Genomic DNA, 23205 nt, shown 5'->3' on the forward strand with positions numbered 1-23205 from the left:
CTCGGCGGCGGCCAAGGTGTCGTTGCCGTTCTTCAGAAACCCGTTGTCGGCCGTCACCTGCCGCGCCAGCCCATCGCGCTCCGCCCGCAGCACCGGCACCCGATCGATGAGCGCGCGGTAGCGGGCCGACAATGCCGTCAGCGTCCCAATCTGCTCGCCATTCGCGACATAGAGATCGACCAGCGGATCGACGGCGATCACCTTCGCCAGGACCAGCAGCGCCAGCAGGATGAGCAGGGCTGCGGCCTTGCCGGCCCAAGGCGGCCCGGAGAGCTTCATGGCATGGCTCCGGCCAGTTGGACGGCGATGTTGAACTGTTCCTGGCTGCTGCGCAGGGCCTGAGTCACCGGCGAACGGAAGGTCGGCTTGCGGAACGAGGCCGATCGGTCGAGCAGGGCGATGACCGAGGATGCGGACGCCGACGCGCCGGCGATGACGATCTCGTCGCCCTTCACGTCGAGCGTGTTCAGCCAGGTGTCGTCGGGCAACAGCCGGGTCAGCGCATCGAGGATGCGGGTCGGCGAGGCGGTTGCCCGCTTCCGACCGTCGAGAAAGCCGGCATCGCGGGTCCGGTCACGGATCTCCGCCTGCAGCTTGAGCGCTTCATCCGCCGCCAGCTTTTCCGCCGCGACGGTCTGGGTCAGTGCCTCGATGCGCTGGTCCATCCGCACGAACGGAACGACGATCGCGCCGATCAACAGAACGCTCGCCAGGGCAGCGAACCCCAAGGGGCCCGCAAGCCGCAGCAAAGGCTGCCGGGAGGGGCGGCTCTGGCCCGTGAGATCGGGCGATGCCATGGGATGGCGCGCGTCGCCGGCGATCTCGACCCGGCGTGGCGTTACGCCGAACGGCGTCAGCCAGCCCAGCATCTCATCGACGCTCCGGCGCGGTGCGATCGTCAGCTCGATGGCAAGCTGTGCTTGGCCCCGATCGCGCCGGACCACCCTGAACGCGTGATAGACCGTATCAGGCTGGAACGGCGTGCGCCGCGGCAGCTCGAACTCGACCGCTTCGGCCAGATTGCGCTGGGCCGCCAGGGGGAGCGTGACGGTCGAGCGCAACGCGATCTCCGCCGGCAACCGGACGACCACGGCGGCAGTGCGATGACGCGTCAGCAGTTTGACGAAACTCTCCGCATCATCCGCCAAGTTCGCTTCGCCCAGCTCGATCGTTTCGGATCCGTTACGGAATGCCAGGCGGGCGGTGCGCCCGGACGTCAAGCCGATGACGAGCTCCCTCCGGCCGAGGGTCAACCGGCGGCGCAACGTCCCTGGTAGGCATCCGGCCAACTCGCCCAGCCACCAGCGTACCGCCGCGTTGAGCGCGTGCCGCGCCGTTTGGAGCATGTCGTTCGTCATGGCATGGTCATTCTATTGGAAGCCGGTTTCGGTCGGTCGCGGGGCGACGATCAGGTCCGGGGCCGACGATCCGTCGGTAAAGGTGACGCGCAGGCGGATAAGCTGGGGCAATCCCGCGGTGCCTGGCCATTGGTCGTGCCAATTCGCCGGCTGGGTTCGGAGCAGCCGGCCGAAATAGGCGAAGCGCGCGTCGGCGACACCGTCGAGCAGGATCGAGCGCGCGGGCCTGGTGTCGCCCATTGGGCCGGACCGGAAGACCAGCTGGTGCGGCTTGCCTTCCACATCGACCTGCAGCATGTGAAACCCGCCTTTGGCGAGCGCGACCGGCGGCGCGCCGACGAAGCGCACGGCGTCTTCAGTCCCTTCGAACATCACGCGGTCGGCGCCATCCGGCAGCGGCCGCGCGTCCGCCACGACCCGGTGCAGGAAATTCGCCGTCAGAGTCAGCTGGGCGGTCCGGTCGACGCGACGGTTGCCGGTCTCGACGATATGGCTGAGCGAATGGAATCCGCCGGATAGCATCGCGGACATGAGGCCAAAGATCGCGAGCACGACCAGCAGCTCGATCAATGTGAAGCCGGCGGCCGCAGACCGCTTCATGGCGGTGCCCCCAACCGAAGGGTCGAGAGCGAGACCGAACGGGTTTGGCCGCCGTCGCGCCAGGAGACCGTGGTCGCCAGCGCGTAAGGGACGACATAGCCGTTGGCGGCCACGTCCGGGTAGCGCTGCACGGTCGCGTGGACGTGGAACCGGCCGTTCTGCTGATCGGCGGTATCGCCATCGACCAGGGGCGCCACCGTTCCCATCGCTTCGAGCGTCGATTCCGCCAGCAGGGTCGCCTCTGCGATGGTTTCCGACCGGGCCGTGCCGATGAGCGCGCCGCGCACCAGACCGAACAAGGCGGCGAGCGCCAGCACGGCGATGGCCAGCGCCACAAGGACCTCGATCAAGGTGAAGCCCCGGTCATCGCGGGCTTTCGACGCTGATGCGGCCGGTGACCCAGTCGACCCGGACGTCGAGGCGACGGTTGCCCTGGACCAACGCAATGCCGCCGCCGGTCGAGCTGCCGTCCGGGAAGAACCGGATCGCGCCGGCCGATCGGCCAAGCCGCTCGCCATCGACCGTGAGCATCGACAGCTGCAGGCCGGACGGCAGCCGTCGGATCCGGTCGGGTCCACCGCGATAGACGCCGGTCGAAAGGTCGATCGCGAATTCGGCGGGCCGGCCGCCGTCGATCGCCCTGGCACGCGCCTGCTGCATCTGGTCGGCCACGTCATGGGCGGCGTTCCGAAAAGCAAAGCCCGACTGCAGGCGCCCGAGCACGGGCGACGCCATGGCGAGCGTGGCGGCGACCAGCGCCAGGCAGACCATCAGCTCGATCAGGGTGAAGCCGGCCTGGGCGCGCCCGTTCCCGCATCGTCTCATCCCGCGATGTCGTAGACGCTGAGGATCGCCGTCAGCAGCGATCCGACGATGGCGGCCACGACGATGCCGAGCACGATGGTGATGGCGGGAATCAGCACCGCCAGCAGGCGCGTGATGCTGCGCCTCGCCTCTTCGTCGAAGATTTCCGCCACTTTGACCAGCATGTCTTCCAGGCGGCCGGCTTCCTCGCCGGCGCGGACCAGTTGCACCGCGAGAGACGGAACGTACCGGACTGCGGCGATGGCCTCGGCCAGCCGTCGGCCCGCCTTCAGCGAGGGGCCGAGCGGCTCCAATGCGGCGGCGATGGCGCGATTGCCGACCGATTCCCGCGCGATCTGCAGGGCCGCGAGCGGCGACATGCCGTTTTCCAGCAAGGTGCCGAGCGTGAGCGCGAAGCGGCCGATCTCGAGCCTGGTGACGATCGCCCCGATCCTGGGCAGGCGAAGCAGCAGGCCATCGCGCCACAAGCGACCGTTCGGCCGAGCCAGTGCCTGACGCGCCGCGAGGAGGAGCACCCCCAGGACGACAAGCGCGCCCAGCCCATAGCCGTTCACCAGATCCGACACGATCAGCACGGCCTGGGCGGCGAGCGGCAGCGCGTTGCCGCTCTGCTCCAGCATCGGGCGGAATTGCGGGACGACGCTGCCCAGCAGCATCGCGACCGTGCCCATGCCGGTCACGACCACGAGGGCCGGATAGATCAAGGCGGACTTCGTCTCCTCCGCCACGCTCAGCGACCGGCGCAGATAATCGGCGATCTTGCGCAGCGCGCCGTCCAGCGAGGCCCCCGCCTCGCCGGCACGCACCATGCCGACGTAATAGCGCGGGAAGAAGCCCTCCTGGGCCGCCATCGCGTCGGCCAGCGTGCTGCCGGCACGGATCCGGTCGAGCACGGCCTGGATCACGTCGCGGTCGATCGGCCGGGTCAGGATCTGCTTGGCGATATCCAAGGCGCGATCGAGGGCGAGCCCGGCCTGGAGCAGGGTCGCCAGTTGCTCGGTCAACGCCAGCAACTGGCGGAGCGACCGGGCCCGCGGCTTCAGCAGATCCGCCGTGAAGATCCTGGGCAGGCGACGCCCGGCCGCCTGGTCGGCGCGGATCGGCACATGGCCCTGCCGATGCAACTCGGCGATGAGTGCTGCGCGGCTTTCGGCCGCCATCTCGCCCGTGAGGAGCTTTCCGGACGCAGCGACGGCTTCATAGCGGTAGAGCGCCATGGCCTGCCTACAGGTCCCGGGTCACGAGCAGCACTTCCTCGACGGTGGTGAGGCCCGCGAGCGCCTTGCGCACCCCGTCGTCATACATCGGCACCATGCCTTCCTGCTGGGCGGCGCTCTGGATTTCGACCGCGTCCGCGTGGCGCAGGACGAGCCGGCGGATCGGGTCGGTCATGACCAGGAATTCCGCGATCGCGAGCCGGCCCCGATAGCCCGTGCCATGGCAGGCGGCACAACCACAGGCCCGGTGAAGGCGGATCGGCCCCCCACCCTCGGGTGTCGGCAGGCGCAACTGCAGGGCCAATTCCGGGTCGACCCCATAGGGCTCGGCACAGGCCGGGCACAGGCGACGCACCAGGCGTTGCGCCCAGATGCCCGCGACGGTCGAGGTCACGAGGTAATTGTTCACGCCCATGTCGAGCAGGCGCGTGACCGTCGCCGTCGCCCCGTTGGTATGCAGGGTCGACAGCACCAGGTGCCCGGTCAGCGCGGCCTGAATGGCGATCTGCGCGGTTTCCAGATCGCGCATCTCGCCGATCATGATGACGTCGGGATCCTGGCGCAGGATGGAGCGCAGGATGCCGGCGAAGCTGAGGCCGATTTGCGGCTTAACTTGAATCTGATTGACGCCGTCGACCTGGTATTCGACCGGATCCTCGACGGTGAACAGCTTCTTCTCCGGTGCGTTCAGCCGCATCAGCGAGGTATAGAGCGTCGTCGTCTTGCCGCTGCCGGTCGGCCCGGTCACCAGCAGGATGCCCTGCGGCTGCTCCAACGCCGCGAAGAAACGCCTCAACAGCGGCGGTTCGAACCCGAGTGCCGGCAGGTCGCCGACCAGACTCGACCGGTCGAGGATGCGCAGGACGACGCTTTCGCCATAGAGCGTCGGCGAGGTCGAGACGCGCAGGTCGAAATCCGTGCCGAGTACCGTCGTCCGGATGCGACCGTCCTGGGGCAGGCGCCGCTCCGCGATATTGAGCTTGGCCATGATCTTGATGCGCGAGGTGATGGCCGCCTTGAGGCGCAGCGGCGGCGCCTCCATGTCGCGGAGCACGCCGTCGATCCGGTAGCGCACGGCGATCCGGTTTTGGAACGGCTCGATATGGATGTCGGACGCGCGGCTTTCGACCGCGCGGCTGATCATCTGGCCGACCAGCCGGATGACCGGCGCCTCGCTCGCCAGATCGCGCAGCCGGTCGGCATCCTCCAGCATGTCGTCGTCGGCGCCGGCACGCGCCTCGTCGGGCGCGTCCGTGGCGTCCGGCTGATAGAGCCGGGCATAGGCGCTCTCGAATTCGGAAGGAATTGCGACGAAAGGCTCGACGGCCTGGGCGGCGACCATTGCCATGGCGCGCCGGGCGTGGTCGTCGAACGGATCGATCATCGCGAGGCGCAGCCCGGCCGGCGATTCCGACAGCGGCAGAACCCCGCTCTGGCGCAGAAAGCTCGGGTTGATCCGGTCGGAGAGTACCGGCGCTGCAGGATAGTCGGCAGGGACGGCTAGGGCCAATCCCAGCTGCGCCGCCACCGCCTCGGCCACGTCGCGCTCGTTCGCGAAACCCAGCTTGACCAGCAGGGCTTCGAGCCGTTCTTCGCGGCCCGACTGCAACCGCACGACCCGGTCGAACGCCGCCGCTTCGAGCTTGCCCTGCTCGATCAGTCCGCCGGCCAAGACCCGCTCGAACCGCCGACGATCCACCTCTTCGACCAACATCCCGCTCTTTCCGCCAGGCACCAGCAACCGATCATAGCGAAGGCTTCTGACGGTTCCGTGACAGCGGGCGTCCGGGTCGTCCGGAAGCTGGAATTAACAATCTATGTGCGCGGATCAATCTTCCCGGAACCGACACATGGCCGTCATGGAACGGATTTATACAATTCGACGCTTTCGGCCGGCTGGGGCGTCGAATTCGGTTTTTAGCGATATTTTCCGGGGTGAGATCATGCACATGAAGTCTACGAAGATTATGAGGACGGCGCTGGCCTGCACGCTTATGGCGGCCACGTCGCTCACGACCATCCTGGCGCCGCTGCAGGCGTTCGCAGCGAGCTCGACGGGCACCGTCACGCCCATCCAGCACGTTGTCGTGCTGTTCCAGGAGAATGTTTCATTCGACCATTATTTCGGCACCTATCCAAACGCGGCGAATAACGCGGGCGAGACCAGCTATGCCGGCGTCGCGGCACCCGCTTTCACGCCCAAGACCAACACGCCGACCGTGAACGGCCTGACCCCGGCCCTGCTGACGCAGAACCCGAACAAGGATACGAGCGGCAATCAGGCCAATCCGTTCCGGTTCCTGCCGTCCCAGGCCTACACCTGCAGCATGAACCACAGCTATGGTCCCGAGCAGGCGGCCGCCGACAAGGGCCTGATGGATCAATATCCGCAGAACAACGCCGGCCGCGGCAACGGCTGCGATCCGGCAGGCTCGACCGTGATGGGCTACTACGACGGCAACCTGGTGACCGCCTATTGGAACTACGCCCAGCATTACGCGCTGAGCGACAACAATTATGGCACGAACTTCGGCCCGTCCTCGCCCGGCGCCATCAACCTGATCGCCGGCAACACCTACGGCGGCCAGTTGCCGCTCGGCACGTCGTCGGGCAGCGCCTTCGATCCGACGGGCACCACGACCGAGACCGACGTCAGCCTGCTGAACGATCTCGACGCCTACCTGGATGATTGCGGCGGCGACAAGGGCGGCTCGGTCCATACCGCCACCCTGCAGATGACCGGCAAGAACATCGGCGATCTGCTGAACGCGCAGAATGTCACCTGGGGCTGGTTCCAGGGCGGCTTCGCGCCGACCACGGCCGCGACGTTCGACGGCCAGGGCAACGTCGTGACCCCCGCGGTCTGCGCCGCCAGCCACACCGGCCACCAGGTCGTGGTCAGCGGCACCACCTACACCGTGCCGGAACCGACGATCAACCACACCGGCGAGATCCATACGGCCGTCACGGACTATTCGTCCCATCACGCGCCGTTCATGTACTACGCTAGCACGCGCAACCCGCATCATCTGCGGCCGACCTCGGTCGCGGCGATCGGCACGACCGACCAGGCGAACCACAATTACGACACCAGCGACTTCTTCGCGTCGCTCGCCAACGGCACCCTGCCGGCGGTCAGCTTCATCAAGGCGCCGGCCTATCAGGACGGCCATCCGGGCAATTCCGATCCGCTGGTCGAACAGGCCTGGATCGCATCCGCGATCAATGCGATCCAGCAGTCTTCGTCCTGGGCGTCCACTGCGATCGTCATCGCCTATGACGACTCGGATGGCTGGTACGACCATGCCGTGCCGTCCAACGTGCGTCAGTCGACCATTGCCGGCCAGGATGCGCTGACCGGTTCCGGCGCGTGCGGCCCGGCCGCCACCGGTGGCGTGCAAGGTCGTTGCGGCTTCGGTCCGCGCCTGCCGATGATCGTCGTGTCGCCCTATGCCAAGACCAACTACGTCGACCACACGCTGACCGACCAGTCGTCGATCATCGCCTTCGTCGAGAAGAACTGGGGCCTGGGCTTCATCGACGGCCCGACGCCGCCGACCTACGGCTCGGGTTCGACCGACCGCTATGCCGGTGCCATCGACGGCATGTTCGATTTCGTCGATGCCCCGAACACCCGCCAGCTCCAGCTCGACCCGGTCAAGGGCACGATCGTCGGCCGCGCCTGGTAAGTCCGCCGATCGGCCGCCGGCCCGGCCTGTCCCAGGCCGGCGGCCTTTGGCGCTTGATCGATAACGGAGAGTTTCATGAAACTTCGCATTCTTGCGGCCACCGCGGCGATAATGATCGCCGCTGCCATCTCGAACCCGGCCAAGGCCGATCTCGTCACCAACGGCAATTTCGGCACGGGTGACTTCGCCGGCTGGACGCTGAGCGGCGATACCTCGTTCAACGGCGTCAGCCACGTCCTGGCACCCCCGGGCGAAATCGGCGCGCCGACCGGCAACGCCGCCTTCCTCGGCACCAGCGGCAGCGAGCTGGATCTCAGCCAGACGCTGTCGACCATCGCCGGCCAGACCTACGACCTGACCTTTTTCCGTCAGGCCGAGGCCGGAACCACGGCGCCCGATTATTTCACCACCCAGGTCGGCGGCGTCACGCTGGGCGCGCTCTCGGTCGCCGACGTCGGCGGCAGCGACTGGCAGACGTTCGACGCCCAGTTCACGGCGACCGGCACCTCCACGCTGCTGAACTTCGCCGTCAGCAACGATCTCGGCGCCTTCGACCTGACCAACGTCTCGGCCACGGCGGTTCCGGAACCGTCTGCCCTGGCGCTCATGCTGGTCGGTGTCGTCGGGCTGGTCGGTTACGGCATCCGCCGCCGTGGTCCGTCGGCGACGTTGGCCTGATCGAAGAAACACGTCGAGGGAGGCCGGCCCGTACGGCCTCCCTCATCGTCTTGGACTGTATCGGCGGCACCCTATCGCCGGCGTAGAGGTATATTGTGGGCCGACTTCCTTCCGCGATCCTGACCGGCCTCCTCCTGCTCGCCGCGGGCGAGGCGCGGGCGGATTGGGACGACCAGCCCGGCTTCGGCTTCACCGGAGATTTCCTGGTTTCGGCCGCGGACGCGCCCTGCGGCGTCGGCACGCCGCCACGCGGCCATTTCCCGCCCGACATCCCCACCGTCGGCCCGTTCCAGATCGTGACCTTGACCGTCCGCCAGGATCCGAACCGGCTCTGCTACGTCTTCGGCCAGATCGCCGAGGCGCCGGTCATCCGCGTGCGACAGGGCGAGGATATGTTCATCAAGCTGCGCAACGAGATCACCGATCCGGGCGCGCTCGACAAGCTGGTGGTACCGGGCCATCTGGACGACCCGAACCCGCCGATCCCGACCCAGGCGGGATTCCATCCCGTCCTGCCGGCGATGCATCACAAGGCGACCGGCACCACCAACCTGCATCTGCACGGGCTCGCCGTCTCGCCGATGGCGCCCCAGGACGAAACCCTGAAGACCTGCGTCGACCCGGCCGTCGGGCCGGCGCGCTGCGGCCGCCGCGAATTCGTCTATCACTACCGGATCGACCAGGCGATGCCGGCCGGGCTCTACTGGTACCACCCGCATGTGCATGGCGAGGTCCAGGCGCAGATGCTGATGGGCCTGTCGGGCGCGCTGATCGTCGAAGGGCCGGCCGACGATGCGCGGCGCGCGGCTGGAATCGAGGATCGGGTTTTCGTGGTCCGCCAGTCCCAGGACCTCGATGCCCCCGCAGCCGCTCCGGCGACAGGCGATGCGGCGGGCCCCGGCGGCGAGCCGGCTGCAGAGAAGCCCCATGCCAGGAAACGCCGGCGGTCGGGCGAGCAGGTCGATACCGCGGACGAGATGGCCTGCTCCGCCACTACCGGCACCGACGAATTGACGCTCAACGGCGCGGTCGTGCTCGACGGCGATGCGAAGGATGCCGACCTGGCCCATCTGGAGATCGGTGCCGGCCGCAAGCAGCTATGGCGCGTACTGAATGCCGCGACCGACTCGTTCCTGGATCTCGTCCTGGTGGACGAGGCCGGCAAGCCGCTGCCGATCGCGATCGCCGCGCGCGACGGCGTGCCGCTCAGCAACGACAGCGGCAATCCGCTGCCGCCGGAGACGACGGTCGCTGCTCAACTGGTGCCGCCCGCCGGCCGCCTGGAATTCTACGTCGACGCGCCCGCCCCGGGCCACAAGGCCTACCTGGTCAGCCAGGCGGTCGATACCGGTTGCGCCGGGGACAAGGTGCCGGAACGGCGGCTCGCCTACCTCACCTCGGTCGAACCGGCGGCGCCTGCGGTCGCGACCGCGATGCAGATCCCGGCGACGCCCGTCGCCACCGGCACGGTGCCGGGCCCGTTCACCGGCCTGCTGGCGCGCAAGACCGACCGGCTGCGGACCATCGCATTCGCCGAATATCCGCATCCGGGGTCGGACGACCTGAACGACTTCTACATCTTCGAACGCAAGCCGGGCGCCGTGCTGCGGCCGTTCGAGATGGACGCGCCGCCCACCATCACGGTGAATGCCGGCACGACCGAAGAATGGGTCGTCGAGAACTGGACCAACGAGCTGCACGCCTTCCACATCCACCAGGTGCATTTCCGCGTGATCGAGGTCGACGGCAAGCCGCAACGCAATCCCGAGTTGCTCGACGTCATGACGGTGCCGACCGCGCATTCGACCGACGTCACCAAGGCACGCGCGCCGGTCGTGCCCGGCAAGATCCGCATCAAGCTGTATTTCCCGCCCGAACTCGCCGGCGACATCCCGTTCCACTGTCATCTGGTCGATCACGAGGATTCGGGAATGATGGGCGTCATCCGCGTCCTGCCGCCGCAGACCGCCCTGCAGCAGAAAGCCGAGCTTGGACCCGTGGACATCCTGGGCAATCCGCCGATCTGCCGCAGCCCGGAGGAAGCCGCGGACGCTTCCGCCGGCCGGCCGTAGGACCGTCGGCACATGGCCGTTTCATGGGAGGGCCGGGGAATGGCGGCGAGCGAGGCGGCCGAGCCGGCGTTTGTTCCGGAAAGCGGCTTCCTGGGTCGCGGTCACGAACGCAACGAGCGCAAGACCTGGACCGTCATCGCGCTGTGCGCCACCATGACGGTGCTGGAAATCACGGCCGGCCGCCTGTTCGGCTCGATGGCGCTGGTCGCCGACGGCCTGCACATGTCGACCCATGCGGCGGCGCTGGTGATCGCGGCCGTCGCCTATGCCTACGCCCGCAACCATGCCGACGATCCATCCTTCGCCTTCGGCACCGGCAAGCTGGGCGATCTCGCGGGCTTCTCCAGCGCGATCGTGCTCGCCATCGTCGCCGTCCTGACCGGCTACGAAGCAATCACCCGCCTGTTCCAGCCTGGCGCGATCGATTTCGACATCGCAATCCCAACGGCCGTGGCCAGCCTGGCCGTCAATGTCGCGAGCGCGTGGCTGCTGAGCGGCAGCGACGACGGTCCCGGCGCGACAAACCGCGACAATAATATGCGCGCTGCCTTGTTCCATGTGATCGCCGACGTGGCGGTGTCCGTGCTGGCGATCCTGGGGCTGCTCGCCGGCAAATTTCTGGGCCTCGCCTTCATGGACCCCTTGATGGGTCTCCTCGGCATGCTGGTCATCGCCAACTGGTCCTACGCCCTCGTGCGCGCGACCGGCGCCGTGCTGCTGGATCGGACGCCCGACCGGGAGATGGCGGCGAAGATCCGGGCGGAGATCGAACTCGACGGCGACCGGCTGAACGACCTTCGGCTGTGGCGTCTGGGTCCCGGGCATCTCGGCGCGATCGTATCGGTGACGACCAACAAGCCACGCAATCCGGATTACTACCGGGCGCGCCTTGCCCGGTTCGACCTGCTATCGCACCTGGCGATCGAAATCCGCAGCGTGGCGCCGTAGCGAAGCGTTCCACGCAGAGCTTGGGGTACGCCGCGCTGCCGGCACTGCAGGGCAGGCGCAGGTGACGAACTTGTCGTCTTCGGACGGATCGGCGCAGAGATCCGTCCCTCAGGGCGGCCCGAGGCGTTCCAGCAACTGCTCCAGCAACGTCCTGCTGCGTCGAAGCTCATCGAGATGCGTGGCGGACAGTTCCCTCAGGATGACCTCCGCCTTGGCCGTCAAGGCGACGACGACCCGTCGCCGGTCGTCTTCAGCGCTCGCGCGAGTGGCCAGTTCCGCCTGAACCAGGCGGTCGACCAGTTCGACGGCGCTGTGATGCCGGATGAGCAGGTGATCGGCCAGTTCGCCGATCGTCAGCGGCCGCCCGCTTCCATGCCCCTTGATGGTGAGGATCGCCTGATGCTGCTGGGCGGTCAGCCCGCGATCGCGCGCGGCGGCCTCGCTGAACGTGAGGAAGCGGCGCAGGGCGAGCCGGAAGGCCGCCAGCGCTTCGTAATCTTCGTCGCCGATCGGCCGCGCAGTCGACATCGAGCCCTCTCCTTTTTTGACGCCCCTTGATACATATCGCAATGCGATATATCTACGTCGGTCTTTCAGATAACCAGGCAGCGCCATGCGTCAGACAATACCGAAAATCCCTGCGCAATCTCGACATCGCGAGATCCTGGGCGATTTCACGGCCGACCGTCAGGTGCTGGTGCTGATCAGCATGGCGCTGGTCGTGGGCAGCGCCGGCGCCGCCTCTGCCTGGGCGTTGATCAAGCTCATCGCGTTCGTGACGAATCTCGTGTGGGCCGGTCGTTTCAGCACCGCCAATTTCTCCATGGCCGACGCCATTCCCGGCCCCTGGATGGTTGCGGCACCGGCGCTCGGCGGGCTTGCCATCGGCCTCATGGCCCGCTTCGGTTCCGAGAAGATCCGAGGCCATGGCATTCCCGAAGCGATCGAGGCGATCCTGATCGGTGGCAGCCGAATGCACCCGAAGGTCGCCGTCCTGAAGCCGCTGTCCTCCGCCATCTCGATCGGTACCGGCGGTCCGTTCGGCGCCGAAGGCCCGATCATCATGACCGGTGGCGCCATCGGTTCCCTGTTCGCTCAATGTTTCCATCTGACGGCAGCGGAGCGAAAGACGCTGCTGGTCGCTGGCGCCGCCGCCGGCATGACGGCGATTTTCGGCACACCCATCGCCGCGGTGCTGCTGGCGATCGAACTGCTGCTGTTCGAATGGAAGCCCCGGAGCTTCCTTCCGGTGGTCGCGGCCTCGATCGTCTCGGCGGCCTGGCGGCCCCTGTTCTTCGGGCACGGCCCTCTGTTTCCGTTCGCCGCTCATCCGGACCTGCCCTGGTGGGGGCTCATCGCCTGTGCCGGCGTCGGGATCGTGGCCGGACTCCAGTCCGGCGCCATGACGCGACTGCTCTATGCCGCCGAAGATCTGTTCGACCATCTGCCCCTGCATTGGATGTGGTGGCCGATGCTGGGCGGCGTGATGGTCGGGCTGGGCGGGCTCATCGATCCACGCGCGCTGGGCGTCGGATACGACATCATCGCCGACCTCTTGTCCGGCCACATGGTCCTGGGCGAATCGCTCCGCCTGCTTGCTGTGAAGTCCGCCATCTGGGTCCTGGCGCTGGCGTCCGGCACCTCCGGCGGCGTTCTGGCGCCGCTCCTGATCCTCGGCGGTGCCGCCGGCTGGCTCGAGGGGCAACTCCTTCCCGGTGACGCGTCGTTCTGGGCTCTGCTGGGCATGGCTGCGATGATGGGGGGCACCATGCGCTCGCCCTTGACCGCCGTGCTGTTCGCGGTCGAGCTTACCGGCAACATGGAGATGCTGCTGCCCCTACTGGCCGCGACGGGTGCGGCCCATGCCGTCACCGTGCTCCTGCTGAAGCGCTCCATCCTGACCGAGAAGATTGCCCGGCGCGGCCAGCACATCACACGGGAATATTCCGTCGATCCCTTCGAGCTGCTGCGCGTTTCCGATGTCATGGTGACCGCCGTCGACACGCTTCCCGCGACGATGTCGGTCTCGGCTGCCGCGTCGTTTTTCGCGTCGGGCGAGCCCCGGCACAAATCCTATCCCGTGACGGCGGCCGATGGCCGGTTGATCGGCATGGTGACGCGCGCCGATGCGCTGCGCTGGCGAACCGAGAAGCCGCACGAGCAGGAAACCCTCTACGACGCGCTGTCCGACACCGCCCTCGCCCTCGGTCATCCCAACCAGGTGCTGGCGCAATTGGCGGACCTGATGGTCGCGGAGGATCTTGGCCGCATCCCAATCGTCGAACCGGGCACCCATTGGATCGCGGGCCTCGTCGCGCGCAAGGATCTCCTGCGCATCCGGTCGACCGTCACGGCATCCGAGACCGACCGCGAAGCGTTCTTCGGCAGGACCGCGAAGGACCCGCAGAGCGCGTGACGAACGGCCTCAGGAGGACGGCTGCGATGCGGGTCCGGAATTTCGACGCCCCGCGGGCGGCGCGTGGCGGTGGCCGGCGTAGACCTTGGTGAACTCCGCACCGAGCAGGAAGATCTGGACGGAGTAATAGGTCCAGAGCAGCACGATCAGCAGCGATCCCGCCGCGCCGTAGGCCGACGCGGCGGCACTGCTGCCCAGATAGAAGCCGATCAGGAACTTGCCGGCGTCGAACAGAAAGGCCGTGACCACGGCGCCGACCAGGACGTCCCGCCATTGGATCGGCGTGTCCGGCAGGACCTTGTAGATCGCGGCGAACAGCACGGCGATCAACGCGAACGAGATCGCGAAGCTCACGATGTGCAGCAGGGTGACGTTGAACGGCATGCGGGCGTCCAGATAGTCGCCCAGCGCGGACAGGCCGGCGCTGACTACCAGCGAGACCAGCAGCAGGAAGCCCAGCGCCGCTACCAGTCCCAGGCTGACGGCCCGGGCGCGGATCAGGCGCGAGACCGTCGTCCCCCTGGGCGATGCCTTCCAGATCGCATTGAGCGCCGATTGCATTTCGCCGAATACACCGGAGGCGGTGATCAGCAGAGCCGCGACGCCCACGATGCTGGCGATGGTGCCGGACTTTTTCGAGGAAGCCGCGGCGACGGCGTTCTGCAGCAGGTCGGCGCTGTCCTTGCCCATCAATCCGCTCAACTGCCCGGCCAGCGCGCCGCGGGCCGCCTCCTCGCCGAACGCCAGCCCCGCGATCGCGACGATGATGACCAGCACCGGCGCGATCGAGGTGACGGCGTAGAACGCGATCGACGCGCCGCGGCTGAGCGCGTTGTCGTCGATGAACGCGGCGACGCTTTCCTTGATCAGGACGACTGGGCTGGGCATCCACATTCCTCGCAACGGGGCAGGCCCAGTCACAACAGATGGCAGCGCGGACGGTTCGATCCCGCTTACGAGGCGTCCTGCACCCGGCTCGGATCGGCCGCGGTCGGGTGCGCCGATCGATCAGGCGGGACAGGCTCACGACGGCACCCAGCGCGACCGCGGCCATGGCGATGCCGAGCGCCGTCGTTTCGGCGCTGGTCGCGAGGCGGAACCAGCCCGCAGATCGCCATCCGCCAGGCCACGTCGAAGGAAGACGCATCGGCCGGCAGGGTGTGCACCAGCGCGCAGCCGAGCGACGCCAGGGTGAAAGCGATCATTCCGCCCAGGTAGACCCGGCGATAGCTGATGACGCCGCCGAGCGCCGCCAGCGGCAGCAGGAGACGACGATGGTCAATTGATAGGCGCTGACGACCCAGATCGACTCCGCGGCCGTGGTCGACAGGTCATGCGCGATGGTCGGCAGCGTCACGTTGGCGACGGCCGGGTCGAGCACCGCCATGGTGATGCCGAGCCAGATAGTCAGCGCCGACCAATAGCGCTCCGGTACCGGCAACCCGTCAGACAAGACACGCCCGTCAGATGTTCGCCTGCTCTTCGACCGGGGGCACGTCGTCCGGCCCATAGTACATCGCCGCGCATTCCCGGCGCAGCACGCCGCCGTCGATCCGCAGGTCATCCCGGTAGGCGTCGCGGATGAAATCCATAGTGTCGAGATGGCGGTCCTCAAAATACATTTTATGTACGTCTTCCCGGCCCGCCCCGAACACGATGCGGCCGATCCCCGCCCAGATGCTCGCCATGCTGCACATGCCGCAGGGCTGCAGCGTGGAATAGAGCGTGGCGCCGTCGATCTGCTGCAGCCCCAGGCCGTCGCACGCCCGTCGGATGGCGACGATCTCGGCATGTGCCGTGGGATCATGGCGGCAGTCGACCTCGTTGTGCCCCTCGCCGACGATCTTGCCGTCGAGCACGATGACGCAGCCGATCGGCGAACCGGGGTTCTGCCGGCCGAGCGCCATCGCTCGCCGCATGAAAGCCTCGTCGTCCATCAGGAATGTTCCGTCACAGCATCGGCCGCCCATCCGTGACCGGGATGACCGCCCCCGTCATCGCCACATCGGCGCCCTCGCGCGCGACAGCGATGGCGACGGCACGGCCGATGCCGGAAGCAGCGCCGGTGATGATCGCGACCTTGCCGTCGAGCCGGCCCGACCCCCGATAGGATTGCTCGCCGTGATCGGCGGGCGGATCGAGTGCCGCCGTGGTACCGGGCGATGCTCGTTGTTGCTTGGGCAGGGGCTGCTCGGCGCTCCGACGCCGCGGATCCTCGGTCGCCATGCGATCCTCCCGTCGCTTGAGATGATTCCAGTCTTCAACAGAATGCCGGGGAATTGGTTGCTGGTCTGGAACCGTTGCGGCCGCCGACCGCTTGTTCCACGGGACGAACCAGGGAGAGCGACCGATGTGCGCGGAACCGAGCTTCACGCCGTATGACGCACCCGCCGGAGGCTGGGGTTCCGTTCGCTCGCTGTTCAGGAACCTCGCCCGCGAACATGTGCCGGCGAGCGGCAGCCTCGTGCTCGCCCGCCAGAACAAGCCGGACGGCTTCGCCTGCGTCAGCTGCGCCTGGGCCAAGCCGGCCGAGCCGCATCCGTTCGAATTCTGCGAGAACGGCGCCAAGGCCACGGCCTGGGAGATCACGACCCGCCGAGCCGAGCCGTCGTTCTTCGCCGCGCACACGCTCGCCGAATTGGAGAGCTGGCCGGACCACGACCTGGAAGAGCTGGGCCGCCTCACCCACCCGATGCGCTGGGATGCGGCGAGCGACCGCTACCTGCCGGTCTCGTGGCAGGACGCCTTCCAGGAGATCGGCCGCGAGTTGAAGGCGATCGAGCCCGACCAGGCAGTGTTCTACGCCTCCGGTCGAGGCTCGCTCGAAACCGCTTACATGTATGCGCTGTTCGCCCGGCTCTACGGCACGAACAACCTGCCGGACTGCTCGAACATGTGCCACGAGAGCACGTCGGTGGCGCTGCCGGAAAGCATCGGCGTGCCGGTCGGCACCGTGACGCTCGATGATTTTCCCAAGACCGACTGCATCTTCATCGTCGGTCACAACATCGGCTCCAACGCGCCGCGCATGCTGCACGACCTGCAGGACGCGAGCCGGCGCGGCGTGCCGATCATCACCTTCAATCCGTTGCGCGAGCGCGGCCTGGTCGAATTCACCAATCCCCAGGCGCCGTTCGAAATGCTGAGCGGCCAGTCGACGCCGATCAGCTCGCAATATCACCAGGTCAAGGCCGGCGGCGACATCGCGGCGCTCATGGGCCTGTGCAAGGCGCTGCTGGCGGCCGACGACGCTGCCCAGGCGGCCGGTGAGCCGCGCCTGCTCGACACCGCGTTTATCGCCGAACACACCCACGGCTTCGACGAATTCGCCGCGGCCGCGCGCGGCTACGGCTGGGAAGAGCTGGAGCGGCGCTCCGGCCTGACCCGCGGCGCCATGGAGGCGGCGGCCCGCGCCTATGGCGAGGCCGATGCCGTCATCGGCGTCTATGGCATGGGCCTGACCCAGCATCGCATGGGCGTCGAGAACGTCCAGATGCTGGTCAACCTGCTGCTGATGCGCGGCAACATCGGCAGGGAAGGCGCCGGGATCTGCCCGGTGCGCGGCCATTCCAACGTGCAGGGCCAGCGTACGGTCGGCATGACCGAGAAGCCGGAGCTGGCGCCGCTCGACAAGCTGAAGGAGATGTATGGCTTCGAGCCGCCGCGCGAGAAGGGCGTCAACACGATCGAGACCTGCGAAGGGGTGATCGCGGGCACGATCAAGGCGTTCATAGGCCTGGGCGGCAATTTCGTTCGTGCGGTGCCCGATCGCGACGCGGTCGAGCCGGCCTGGCGCCGCTTGCGCCTGACCGTCCAGATCGCGACGAAGCTCAACCGCAGCCACCTGATCCACGGCGAGATCTCGTACGTGCTGCCGTGCCTCGGCCGGATCGAGATCGACAATCAGGCGAGCGGCCCGCAATCGGTGAGCGTCGAGGACAGCACGTCGTGCATCCACGGCTCGCTTGGCATGCGGACGCCAGCCAGCCCCGACCTGCTGTCCGAACCAGCCATCGTCGCCGGTATCGCCAAGGCGACGCTGCCGCCGAACCCCAACGTCGCCTGGGATGCCTGGGTCGGCGATTATTCCACGGTGCGCGACGCGATCGCCCAGACCTATCCGGAAGCGTTCCACGGCTTCAACGAGCGCATGTGGACGCCGGGCGGCTTCCATCGCCCGCTGCCGGCCCGCCATCGGCAATGGAAGACCAAGACCGGCAAAGCCAATTTCATCACGCCGCGCGGTCTCGCCGTGGATATCGACCGACCTGACGAAAAGCGTGAGATCCTGCAACTGATCACCCTGCGCAGCAACGATCAGTTCAACACCACGATCTATGGCTATGACGACCGGTTCCGCGGCATCCAGGGCACCCGACTGGTCGTGCTGATGAACCGGAACGACATGGCGCGCCTGGGGCTCGCCGAGGGCGATCGCGTGCGGATCGTGACGGATGCCGGCGACGACAGGTACCGGGCGGTCGACAGCCTGCGCGTGACGACCTACGACATTCCGGAAGGCTGCTGCGGCGGCTATTACCCGGAATGCAACCCGCTGATCCCGCTCTGGCACCATGCCGAACGGGCGAAGGTGCCGGCCGCGAAATCGATTCCCGTCCGCATCGAGCGGATCGAGGGTGCCGAGGCGATCGAGCCCCACCCGGTCGATGCGGTGGCGACGCCGTTTGCCGACATGGCCGCCGATGTCGGCGCCGGCGGTCAGGTCGCCGGCACCCTGGTCGGGCAAGCGGTGCGGCGCAAGCCGTTCCGGGCCATGGCGCTGGCCCTCGCCGTCGGAGCGATTGCCGGCTGGCGGCTGGCGCGGCGTCGATAAGGGCGCAACCGAACCGCCGATCGCCTGTTGAGGCCCGCACCGGGACAGCATGGCGGGAGCAGGCGCACGATGTCGGGACGGCTGATCATTCCGGACCTCCTCTCCTGGGTCGGCGAGGCGGCGCGCGCGGCCTGCCCGCCGGCACCGCCCCTGGTCGTGACCATCCCGGTCCGCGACGAGGCTCGGAGGATCGGCGGCTGCCTCGATGCGCTCGCGGCGCAAGTCGATCTCTCTGGGCGAGCGCTGCCGTCGGACGCGTTCGGCGTGCTGTTGCTGCTCAACAACTGCCGCGACGGGACGGCGGACGAGATACGGCGCAACACCCCTCGCCTGCCCTTCGCGCTCAGGGTCGTGGCGCGCGAGCTGCCGCCCAGCCACGCCCATGCCGGTGCCGCCCGTCGCCTCGCGATGGATGCCGCTGCAGGATGGCTGAAGGCCGGCGACGGGCGCGGCGCAATCCTGACCACGGACGCGGATACGAGGGTGGCGCCCGACTGGATCGCGCGCCACCAGGCGCTCTTCGCGCGCAGCCTCGACGGGGTGGCCGGCTACGTCGTCGGTGACGAGGAAGAAAGCGGCTCCCTGCCGCCGGACGTACGCCGGCGCGGACGGCTGGAAAGCCGGTACGGCCGGATGCTGACGGAATTGCGCGCGCGGATCGATCCGGAACCGCACGATCCCTGGCCCTGCCACGCCATGGCGGCCGGGGCCAGCCTGGCGGTGACCCTGGCCGCCTACGAAGCGATCGGCGGCCTGCCGCTGCGTCGGGTCGGCGAAGACCGGGCGCTGGTCGCGGAACTGTTGCGCCGGGATGCCCGGATCCGCCATTGCCCGGAGATCCGGGTCACGACCTCGTGCCGGCTGATCGGCCGGGCGGCGGGCGGCATGGCCGACACGTTGCGGCAGCGCGTGGCCGACCCGAACGCGCCATGCGACGAGACCCTGGAGCCGGTGCTGGACGCGCTCCATCGCAACTATTGGCGCGCCGCCTTGCGCGACCGCTACGAGACCGGTCGATGGGGCGATCGTGCCTGGACTGCCGCCCTGGGCATCGCCGAAGACACGGCAACAGAGCTCGACGCGTTGCCCCACTTCGGGGCGTTCTGGGCGGCGGTCGAACGTCTGGGTCCGTCGCTGCGCCGTCGCCGGCTGCACCCGGTCGACCTGCCCGTCGAGATCCTGCGCGCCCGCGGCGTGCTCGGTTGGCTGCGCGCACAGGGCGACCCACCGGCGCGCCTCGCGGCGGCCGGCTGACCGCGATCATTCCCCGGGCAGCAGAAACAATTCCGGCTTGCCGGCCGTGAGCCGCGACAGGCGCGCGGTCAGCAGATAGACGACCGGCGTCGTATAGAGCGTGAACAGCTGCGCCACCAGCAGGCCGCCGACGATCGCGATGCCGAGCGGTTGGCGCAGTTCGTAGCCCGGACCGGTGCCGACGGCGATCGGCACGGCGCTGAGCACGGCCACGAGCATGGTCATGGTGATCGGCCGGACCCGCGCCAGCGCCGCCTGGCGGATCGCCGCTTGAGGCGACAGGCCATCGCGTCGTTCGGCCTCGAGCGCGAAATCCACCATCATGATCGCGTTCTTCATCACCATGCCGACCAGCAGGATGCAGGCGATCGAGGTGACGAGCGTGAATTGCGTGCCGGTCACCCAGAGCGCCAGCAGCGCGCCGAACACGGTCGAGGGCAGGGTCGACAGGATGGTGAACGGATGGACGTAGCTCTCGTACAGCATGCCCAGCACGATATAGACGGCGAGGATCGCCGCACCGAACAGCAGCAGCTGGGTCCCGCCGGTCTTCGCCGCCTCGGCCGCCTCGCCACGGAACTCGGCCTTGACCTCGTCGGGCAGATGGGCCGCCGTTTCGGCGGCGCGGACAGCCGCGATGGCGTCGGTGATGGTCGAGCCGGGTTTGACGTCGAACGACACGGTCGCCGATGGGAATTGGGCGCTGTGATGCACCCACATGACCGCATGGGAGCGTGACGGCCGGGTCAGTGCTGCAAGCGGTACCTGGCCCTTGCCGCTGCCCGGCACATAGAGGCGGCCGAACACGGACGGGTCGCCCTGCGCCGCGGGATCGACCTCGAGGATGACGCGCGAATAGTTGGTCGGCAGGTAGAGCGTCTTGATCTGCCGCTGGCCGAAGGCGTCGTCCAGCGTGTTGTCGATGGCGAGCGGCGTCACGCCCAGGGCCGCGGCGCGGGTCCGGTCGATCGTGAGCCCGGCCTGCAGGCCGTTGGTTTCCCAGTTCGCGATGACGTCGGTCACCTGGGGCAGCGCGCGGATGCGGGTGCGCATGGTCGCGGCGGCCAGGATGACCTGTTCCATATCGATGCCCCACAGCGTGTACTGGTAGCGCGACGTGCTCGACTGCGCGCCGAAGTTCAGGTCCTGCATCGGCGTGAAATAGGCCCTGATGCCGTCGAGGGCGGCGAGCTTGGTGCGCAGGCGGGCGATGACCTGCTGGATCGACAGCTTGCGTACGTCCGGCGGCTTCAATGCGACGATCAGCTGGCCGTTGCTGAGCGCGCTGCCGTTGCCCTCGCCGATGTACGAGGTGAAACCCGACACCGCCGGATCGCCCAGGATCGTCTCGCCGACCGCACGCTGCCGGTCTTCCATGGCAGCGAACGAGATATTCGCGTCCGCAATGGTGCGCACGAACATCACGCCGGTATCCTGGGTCGGCATGAAGCCTTTCGGCAGCACGAGATAGAGCCCGGCCGTGGCCGCCGTGATCCCCAGCGCCGCCGCGAGCACGAGGCCGCGGTGGCTGAGCGCCCAGTCGAGGCTGGCGGCATAGAAACCTGACAGGCGCCCTGCGATCCGGCCCCGTGCGCGCTCGGTCTGCACGTCCTCGCGCTTCAGCAACCGGCTGCACAGCATGGGCGTCAGCGTCAAGGAAACGAAGGCGGATGCGCCGATCGCCGCCACCAGGGTGATGCCGAACTCGCGGAAATAGCGGCCGACGATGTCGGGCATGAACAGGATCGGAATGAGAGCGGCGGCCAGCGCCACGGTGATCGACAGGATGGTGAAGCCCATCTGGCGCGTGCCGTTCAGCGACGCCTGCATCGGTGTCTCACCCGCATCGATGCGCCGCATGATGTTCTCGATCACGATCACCGCATCGTCGACGACGAAGCCCACAGCGATGGTCAGCGCCATGAGCGTGAGGTTATCGAGGCTGTAGCCGTTGACGCGCATCACGGCGAGCGTCGCGGCCAGCGCCACCGGGATGGTGAGGCCCGGGATCAGGGTCGCCCAGAAATGCTTTAGGAACAGGGCCACGACCAGCACGACCAGCAGGATCGCGATGCCGATGGTCAACTGCACGTCGGCGATCGACGCGCGGATCAGCAGGGTCCGGTCGTAGACCGAATGGACCTTGACCGAGGGCGGCAGCCAGCGCTCGACCTCGGGCAGCATCGCCTTCACCGCATCGACCGTCTCGACCACGTTCGCATCGGGCTGCTTGTAGACATAGAGCACGACGCCGCGGCCGGTGCCGTACCAGCCGTCCAGCTTGTTGTTGATGACGCTGTCGGTCACCAGTGCCACGTCGCCCAGCCGGACCGGTGCGCCGTTGCGCCAGGCGACGGTGATCTCGCGATACTCGTCCGCCGCCAGGATCTGGTCGTTGGCGTCGATCACCAGGTTCTGGCCCTGGATGTCGATCGCGCCCTTGGGCAGGTTCTGCGAGGCCGCCACGATCGCGGTGCGGATCGCCTCCAGCGACAGGTTCATCTGGGCGATGCGGCCGGGCGAGACCTGGACCCGGACCGCCTTGCGCTCGGCACCGCTGATCGAGACCCGGGCGACGCCCGGCAGCTGCGAGATTTTCGGCGACAGCACGCTGTCGGCATATTCGTAGAGCTGGCTGGGCGGCACGATGTCGGAGGTCAGCGCCAGGGCAATCGCCGAGAAGCCGGACGGGTTGGATTTCCAATAGGACGGCGGCCAGGCCTGGTCCTTCGGCAGGTTCGGCCCCGCCGCGTTGATCGCCGCCTGGACCGCCTGCGCCGCGTCGTCGAGGCTCTTGGCCAGTTCGAACTGGATGACGATGTCGACGCCACCGGTGCCGCCGTAGGACGACATCTCGACGATGCCCGGGATGAGGCCCAGCTGGTGCTCCAGCGGCTGGGCCAAGGCGGATGCCACCGTGCCGGGGCTGGCGCCGGGCAGCGGCGCATAGACCTCGATCGTCGGCCGTTCCACCGCCGGCAGCGCCGCGATCGGCATGCCGATATAGGCGACCAACCCCAGCAGCAGCACCGCCGTCATGATCAGGACGGTCGCGACCGGCCGCCGGACGAACGGTGCCGACAGGTTCCCGGCCTGGTGGGCGGGCAGCCTCACGGTGCCGCCGCGGCGGCGCGCGTACCGCGGGTGAAGCGCCGCTGCAACCACGAGAAGCCCAGATAGATCACCGGCGTGGTGTAGAGCGTCAGGAACTGCGAGACGATCAGGCCGCCGACGATGGCGATGCCGAGCGGCCGGCGCAGCTCCGATCCCGTTCCCGTGCCGATCGCCAGCGGCAGGGCGCCCAGCAGCGCCGC

At 68.0% G+C, this 23205-nt stretch carries 21 protein-coding genes; 7 read left to right on the forward strand and 14 right to left on the reverse strand.

What is annotated here, in order from left to right:
- From VGV37_RS02100 to VGV37_RS02130, 7 genes are all read right to left on the reverse strand, one after another.
- Window positions 1-279, reverse strand: a 279-nt coding sequence (locus VGV37_RS02100; protein ID WP_326877950.1) for a hypothetical protein, incomplete at its 3' end; no start/stop codon positions are given.
- Complete coding sequence (locus tag VGV37_RS02105; protein ID WP_326877951.1) at window positions 276-1358, reverse strand: PilN domain-containing protein; 1083 nt, start codon at window positions 1356-1358, stop codon at window positions 276-278. The genes VGV37_RS02105 and VGV37_RS02100, both read right to left, overlap by 4 nt.
- A 12-nt stretch (window positions 1359-1370) precedes the next feature.
- On the reverse strand, window positions 1371-1958 hold the full coding sequence (locus VGV37_RS02110) for a prepilin-type N-terminal cleavage/methylation domain-containing protein (protein ID WP_326877952.1): 588 nt from the start codon (window positions 1956-1958) through the stop codon (window positions 1371-1373).
- Entirely contained in the window at window positions 1955-2404 is a 450-nt protein-coding gene (locus VGV37_RS02115; protein ID WP_326877953.1) for a prepilin-type N-terminal cleavage/methylation domain-containing protein, read from the reverse strand. Before VGV37_RS02115 ends, VGV37_RS02110 begins: the two co-directional genes overlap by 4 nt.
- Complete coding sequence (locus VGV37_RS02120) at window positions 2322-2783, reverse strand: GspH/FimT family pseudopilin (RefSeq protein ID WP_326877954.1); 462 nt, start codon at window positions 2781-2783, stop codon at window positions 2322-2324. Before VGV37_RS02120 ends, VGV37_RS02115 begins: the two co-directional genes overlap by 83 nt.
- The gene (locus VGV37_RS02125; RefSeq protein ID WP_326877955.1) at window positions 2780-4000 is read right to left on the reverse strand and encodes a type II secretion system F family protein; all 1221 of its coding nucleotides are present in this window, start codon (window positions 3998-4000) and stop codon (window positions 2780-2782) included. The genes VGV37_RS02120 and VGV37_RS02125 overlap by 4 nt, the downstream gene beginning before the upstream one ends.
- A gap of 7 nt (window positions 4001-4007) precedes the next feature.
- Window positions 4008-5714, reverse strand: a complete 1707-nt coding sequence (locus tag VGV37_RS02130) for a GspE/PulE family protein (protein WP_326877956.1) — start codon at window positions 5712-5714, stop codon at window positions 4008-4010.
- Between the two features lie 235 nt (window positions 5715-5949).
- Between VGV37_RS02130 and VGV37_RS02135 the strand changes: the two genes are divergently transcribed.
- The 4 genes from VGV37_RS02135 (at window position 5950) to VGV37_RS02150 (ending at window position 11387) form a co-directional block, all read left to right on the forward strand.
- Window positions 5950-7689, forward strand: coding sequence for an alkaline phosphatase family protein (locus VGV37_RS02135; protein WP_326877957.1), 1740 nt, complete (start codon window positions 5950-5952; stop codon window positions 7687-7689).
- A gap of 75 nt (window positions 7690-7764) precedes the next feature.
- The gene (locus VGV37_RS02140; protein ID WP_326877958.1) at window positions 7765-8367 is read left to right on the forward strand and encodes a PEP-CTERM sorting domain-containing protein; all 603 of its coding nucleotides are present in this window, start codon (window positions 7765-7767) and stop codon (window positions 8365-8367) included.
- Window positions 8368-8462: 95 nt separating this feature from the next.
- Entirely contained in the window at window positions 8463-10439 is a 1977-nt protein-coding gene (locus VGV37_RS02145; protein WP_326877959.1) for a multicopper oxidase family protein, read from the forward strand.
- A gap of 39 nt (window positions 10440-10478) precedes the next feature.
- Entirely contained in the window at window positions 10479-11387 is a 909-nt protein-coding gene (locus VGV37_RS02150) for a cation diffusion facilitator family transporter (protein WP_326877960.1), read from the forward strand.
- 108 nt (window positions 11388-11495) lie between these two features.
- Here VGV37_RS02150 and VGV37_RS02155 read toward each other — a convergent pair whose 3' ends face one another.
- Entirely contained in the window at window positions 11496-11915 is a 420-nt protein-coding gene (locus VGV37_RS02155) for a MarR family winged helix-turn-helix transcriptional regulator (RefSeq protein ID WP_326877961.1), read from the reverse strand.
- A gap of 85 nt (window positions 11916-12000) precedes the next feature.
- On the opposite strand from VGV37_RS02155, the gene VGV37_RS02160 reads away from it, so the two are divergent.
- Window positions 12001-13803, forward strand: a complete 1803-nt coding sequence (locus VGV37_RS02160) for a chloride channel protein (protein ID WP_326877962.1) — start codon at window positions 12001-12003, stop codon at window positions 13801-13803.
- A gap of 9 nt (window positions 13804-13812) precedes the next feature.
- Here the strand turns inward: VGV37_RS02160 and VGV37_RS02165 are convergent, their stop codons facing one another.
- The 4 genes from VGV37_RS02165 to VGV37_RS02180 all read right to left on the reverse strand — a co-directional run bounded on the left by VGV37_RS02165 (window position 13813) and on the right by VGV37_RS02180 (window position 16029).
- Window positions 13813-14691 carry a YihY/virulence factor BrkB family protein gene (locus VGV37_RS02165; RefSeq protein WP_326877963.1) on the reverse strand — a complete coding sequence of 293 codons (879 nt, stop codon included), beginning with the start codon at window positions 14689-14691 and terminating at the stop codon, window positions 13813-13815.
- Between the two features lie 313 nt (window positions 14692-15004).
- On the reverse strand, window positions 15005-15256 hold the full coding sequence (locus tag VGV37_RS02170; protein ID WP_326877964.1) for a hypothetical protein: 252 nt from the start codon (window positions 15254-15256) through the stop codon (window positions 15005-15007).
- A gap of 10 nt (window positions 15257-15266) precedes the next feature.
- Window positions 15267-15740: a nucleoside deaminase gene (locus VGV37_RS02175; RefSeq protein WP_326877965.1), complete on the reverse strand. Its 474-nt coding sequence runs from the start codon at window positions 15738-15740 to the stop codon at window positions 15267-15269.
- 13 nt (window positions 15741-15753) lie between these two features.
- On the reverse strand, window positions 15754-16029 hold the full coding sequence (locus VGV37_RS02180) for a hypothetical protein (protein WP_414637900.1): 276 nt from the start codon (window positions 16027-16029) through the stop codon (window positions 15754-15756).
- 124 nt (window positions 16030-16153) lie between these two features.
- On the opposite strand from VGV37_RS02180, the gene VGV37_RS02185 reads away from it, so the two are divergent.
- Together VGV37_RS02185 and VGV37_RS02190 are read left to right on the forward strand one after the other, a co-directional pair.
- Window positions 16154-18637: an FdhF/YdeP family oxidoreductase gene (locus VGV37_RS02185; protein ID WP_326877966.1), complete on the forward strand. Its 2484-nt coding sequence runs from the start codon at window positions 16154-16156 to the stop codon at window positions 18635-18637.
- A gap of 69 nt (window positions 18638-18706) precedes the next feature.
- Complete coding sequence (locus tag VGV37_RS02190) at window positions 18707-19891, forward strand: glycosyltransferase (RefSeq protein ID WP_326877967.1); 1185 nt, start codon at window positions 18707-18709, stop codon at window positions 19889-19891.
- Between the two features lie 6 nt (window positions 19892-19897).
- Here VGV37_RS02190 and VGV37_RS02195 read toward each other — a convergent pair whose 3' ends face one another.
- Together VGV37_RS02195 and VGV37_RS02200 are read right to left on the reverse strand one after the other, a co-directional pair.
- The gene (locus tag VGV37_RS02195; protein ID WP_326877968.1) at window positions 19898-23005 is read right to left on the reverse strand and encodes an efflux RND transporter permease subunit; all 3108 of its coding nucleotides are present in this window, start codon (window positions 23003-23005) and stop codon (window positions 19898-19900) included.
- The coding region (locus VGV37_RS02200; RefSeq protein ID WP_326877969.1) for an efflux RND transporter permease subunit at window positions 23002-23205 on the reverse strand (204 nt) is incomplete at its 5' end. The genes VGV37_RS02200 and VGV37_RS02195, both read right to left, overlap by 4 nt.

This window comes from Aliidongia sp. (assembly GCF_035943795.1).
Lineage (GTDB): Bacteria > Pseudomonadota > Alphaproteobacteria > ATCC43930 > CGMCC-115725 > Aliidongia.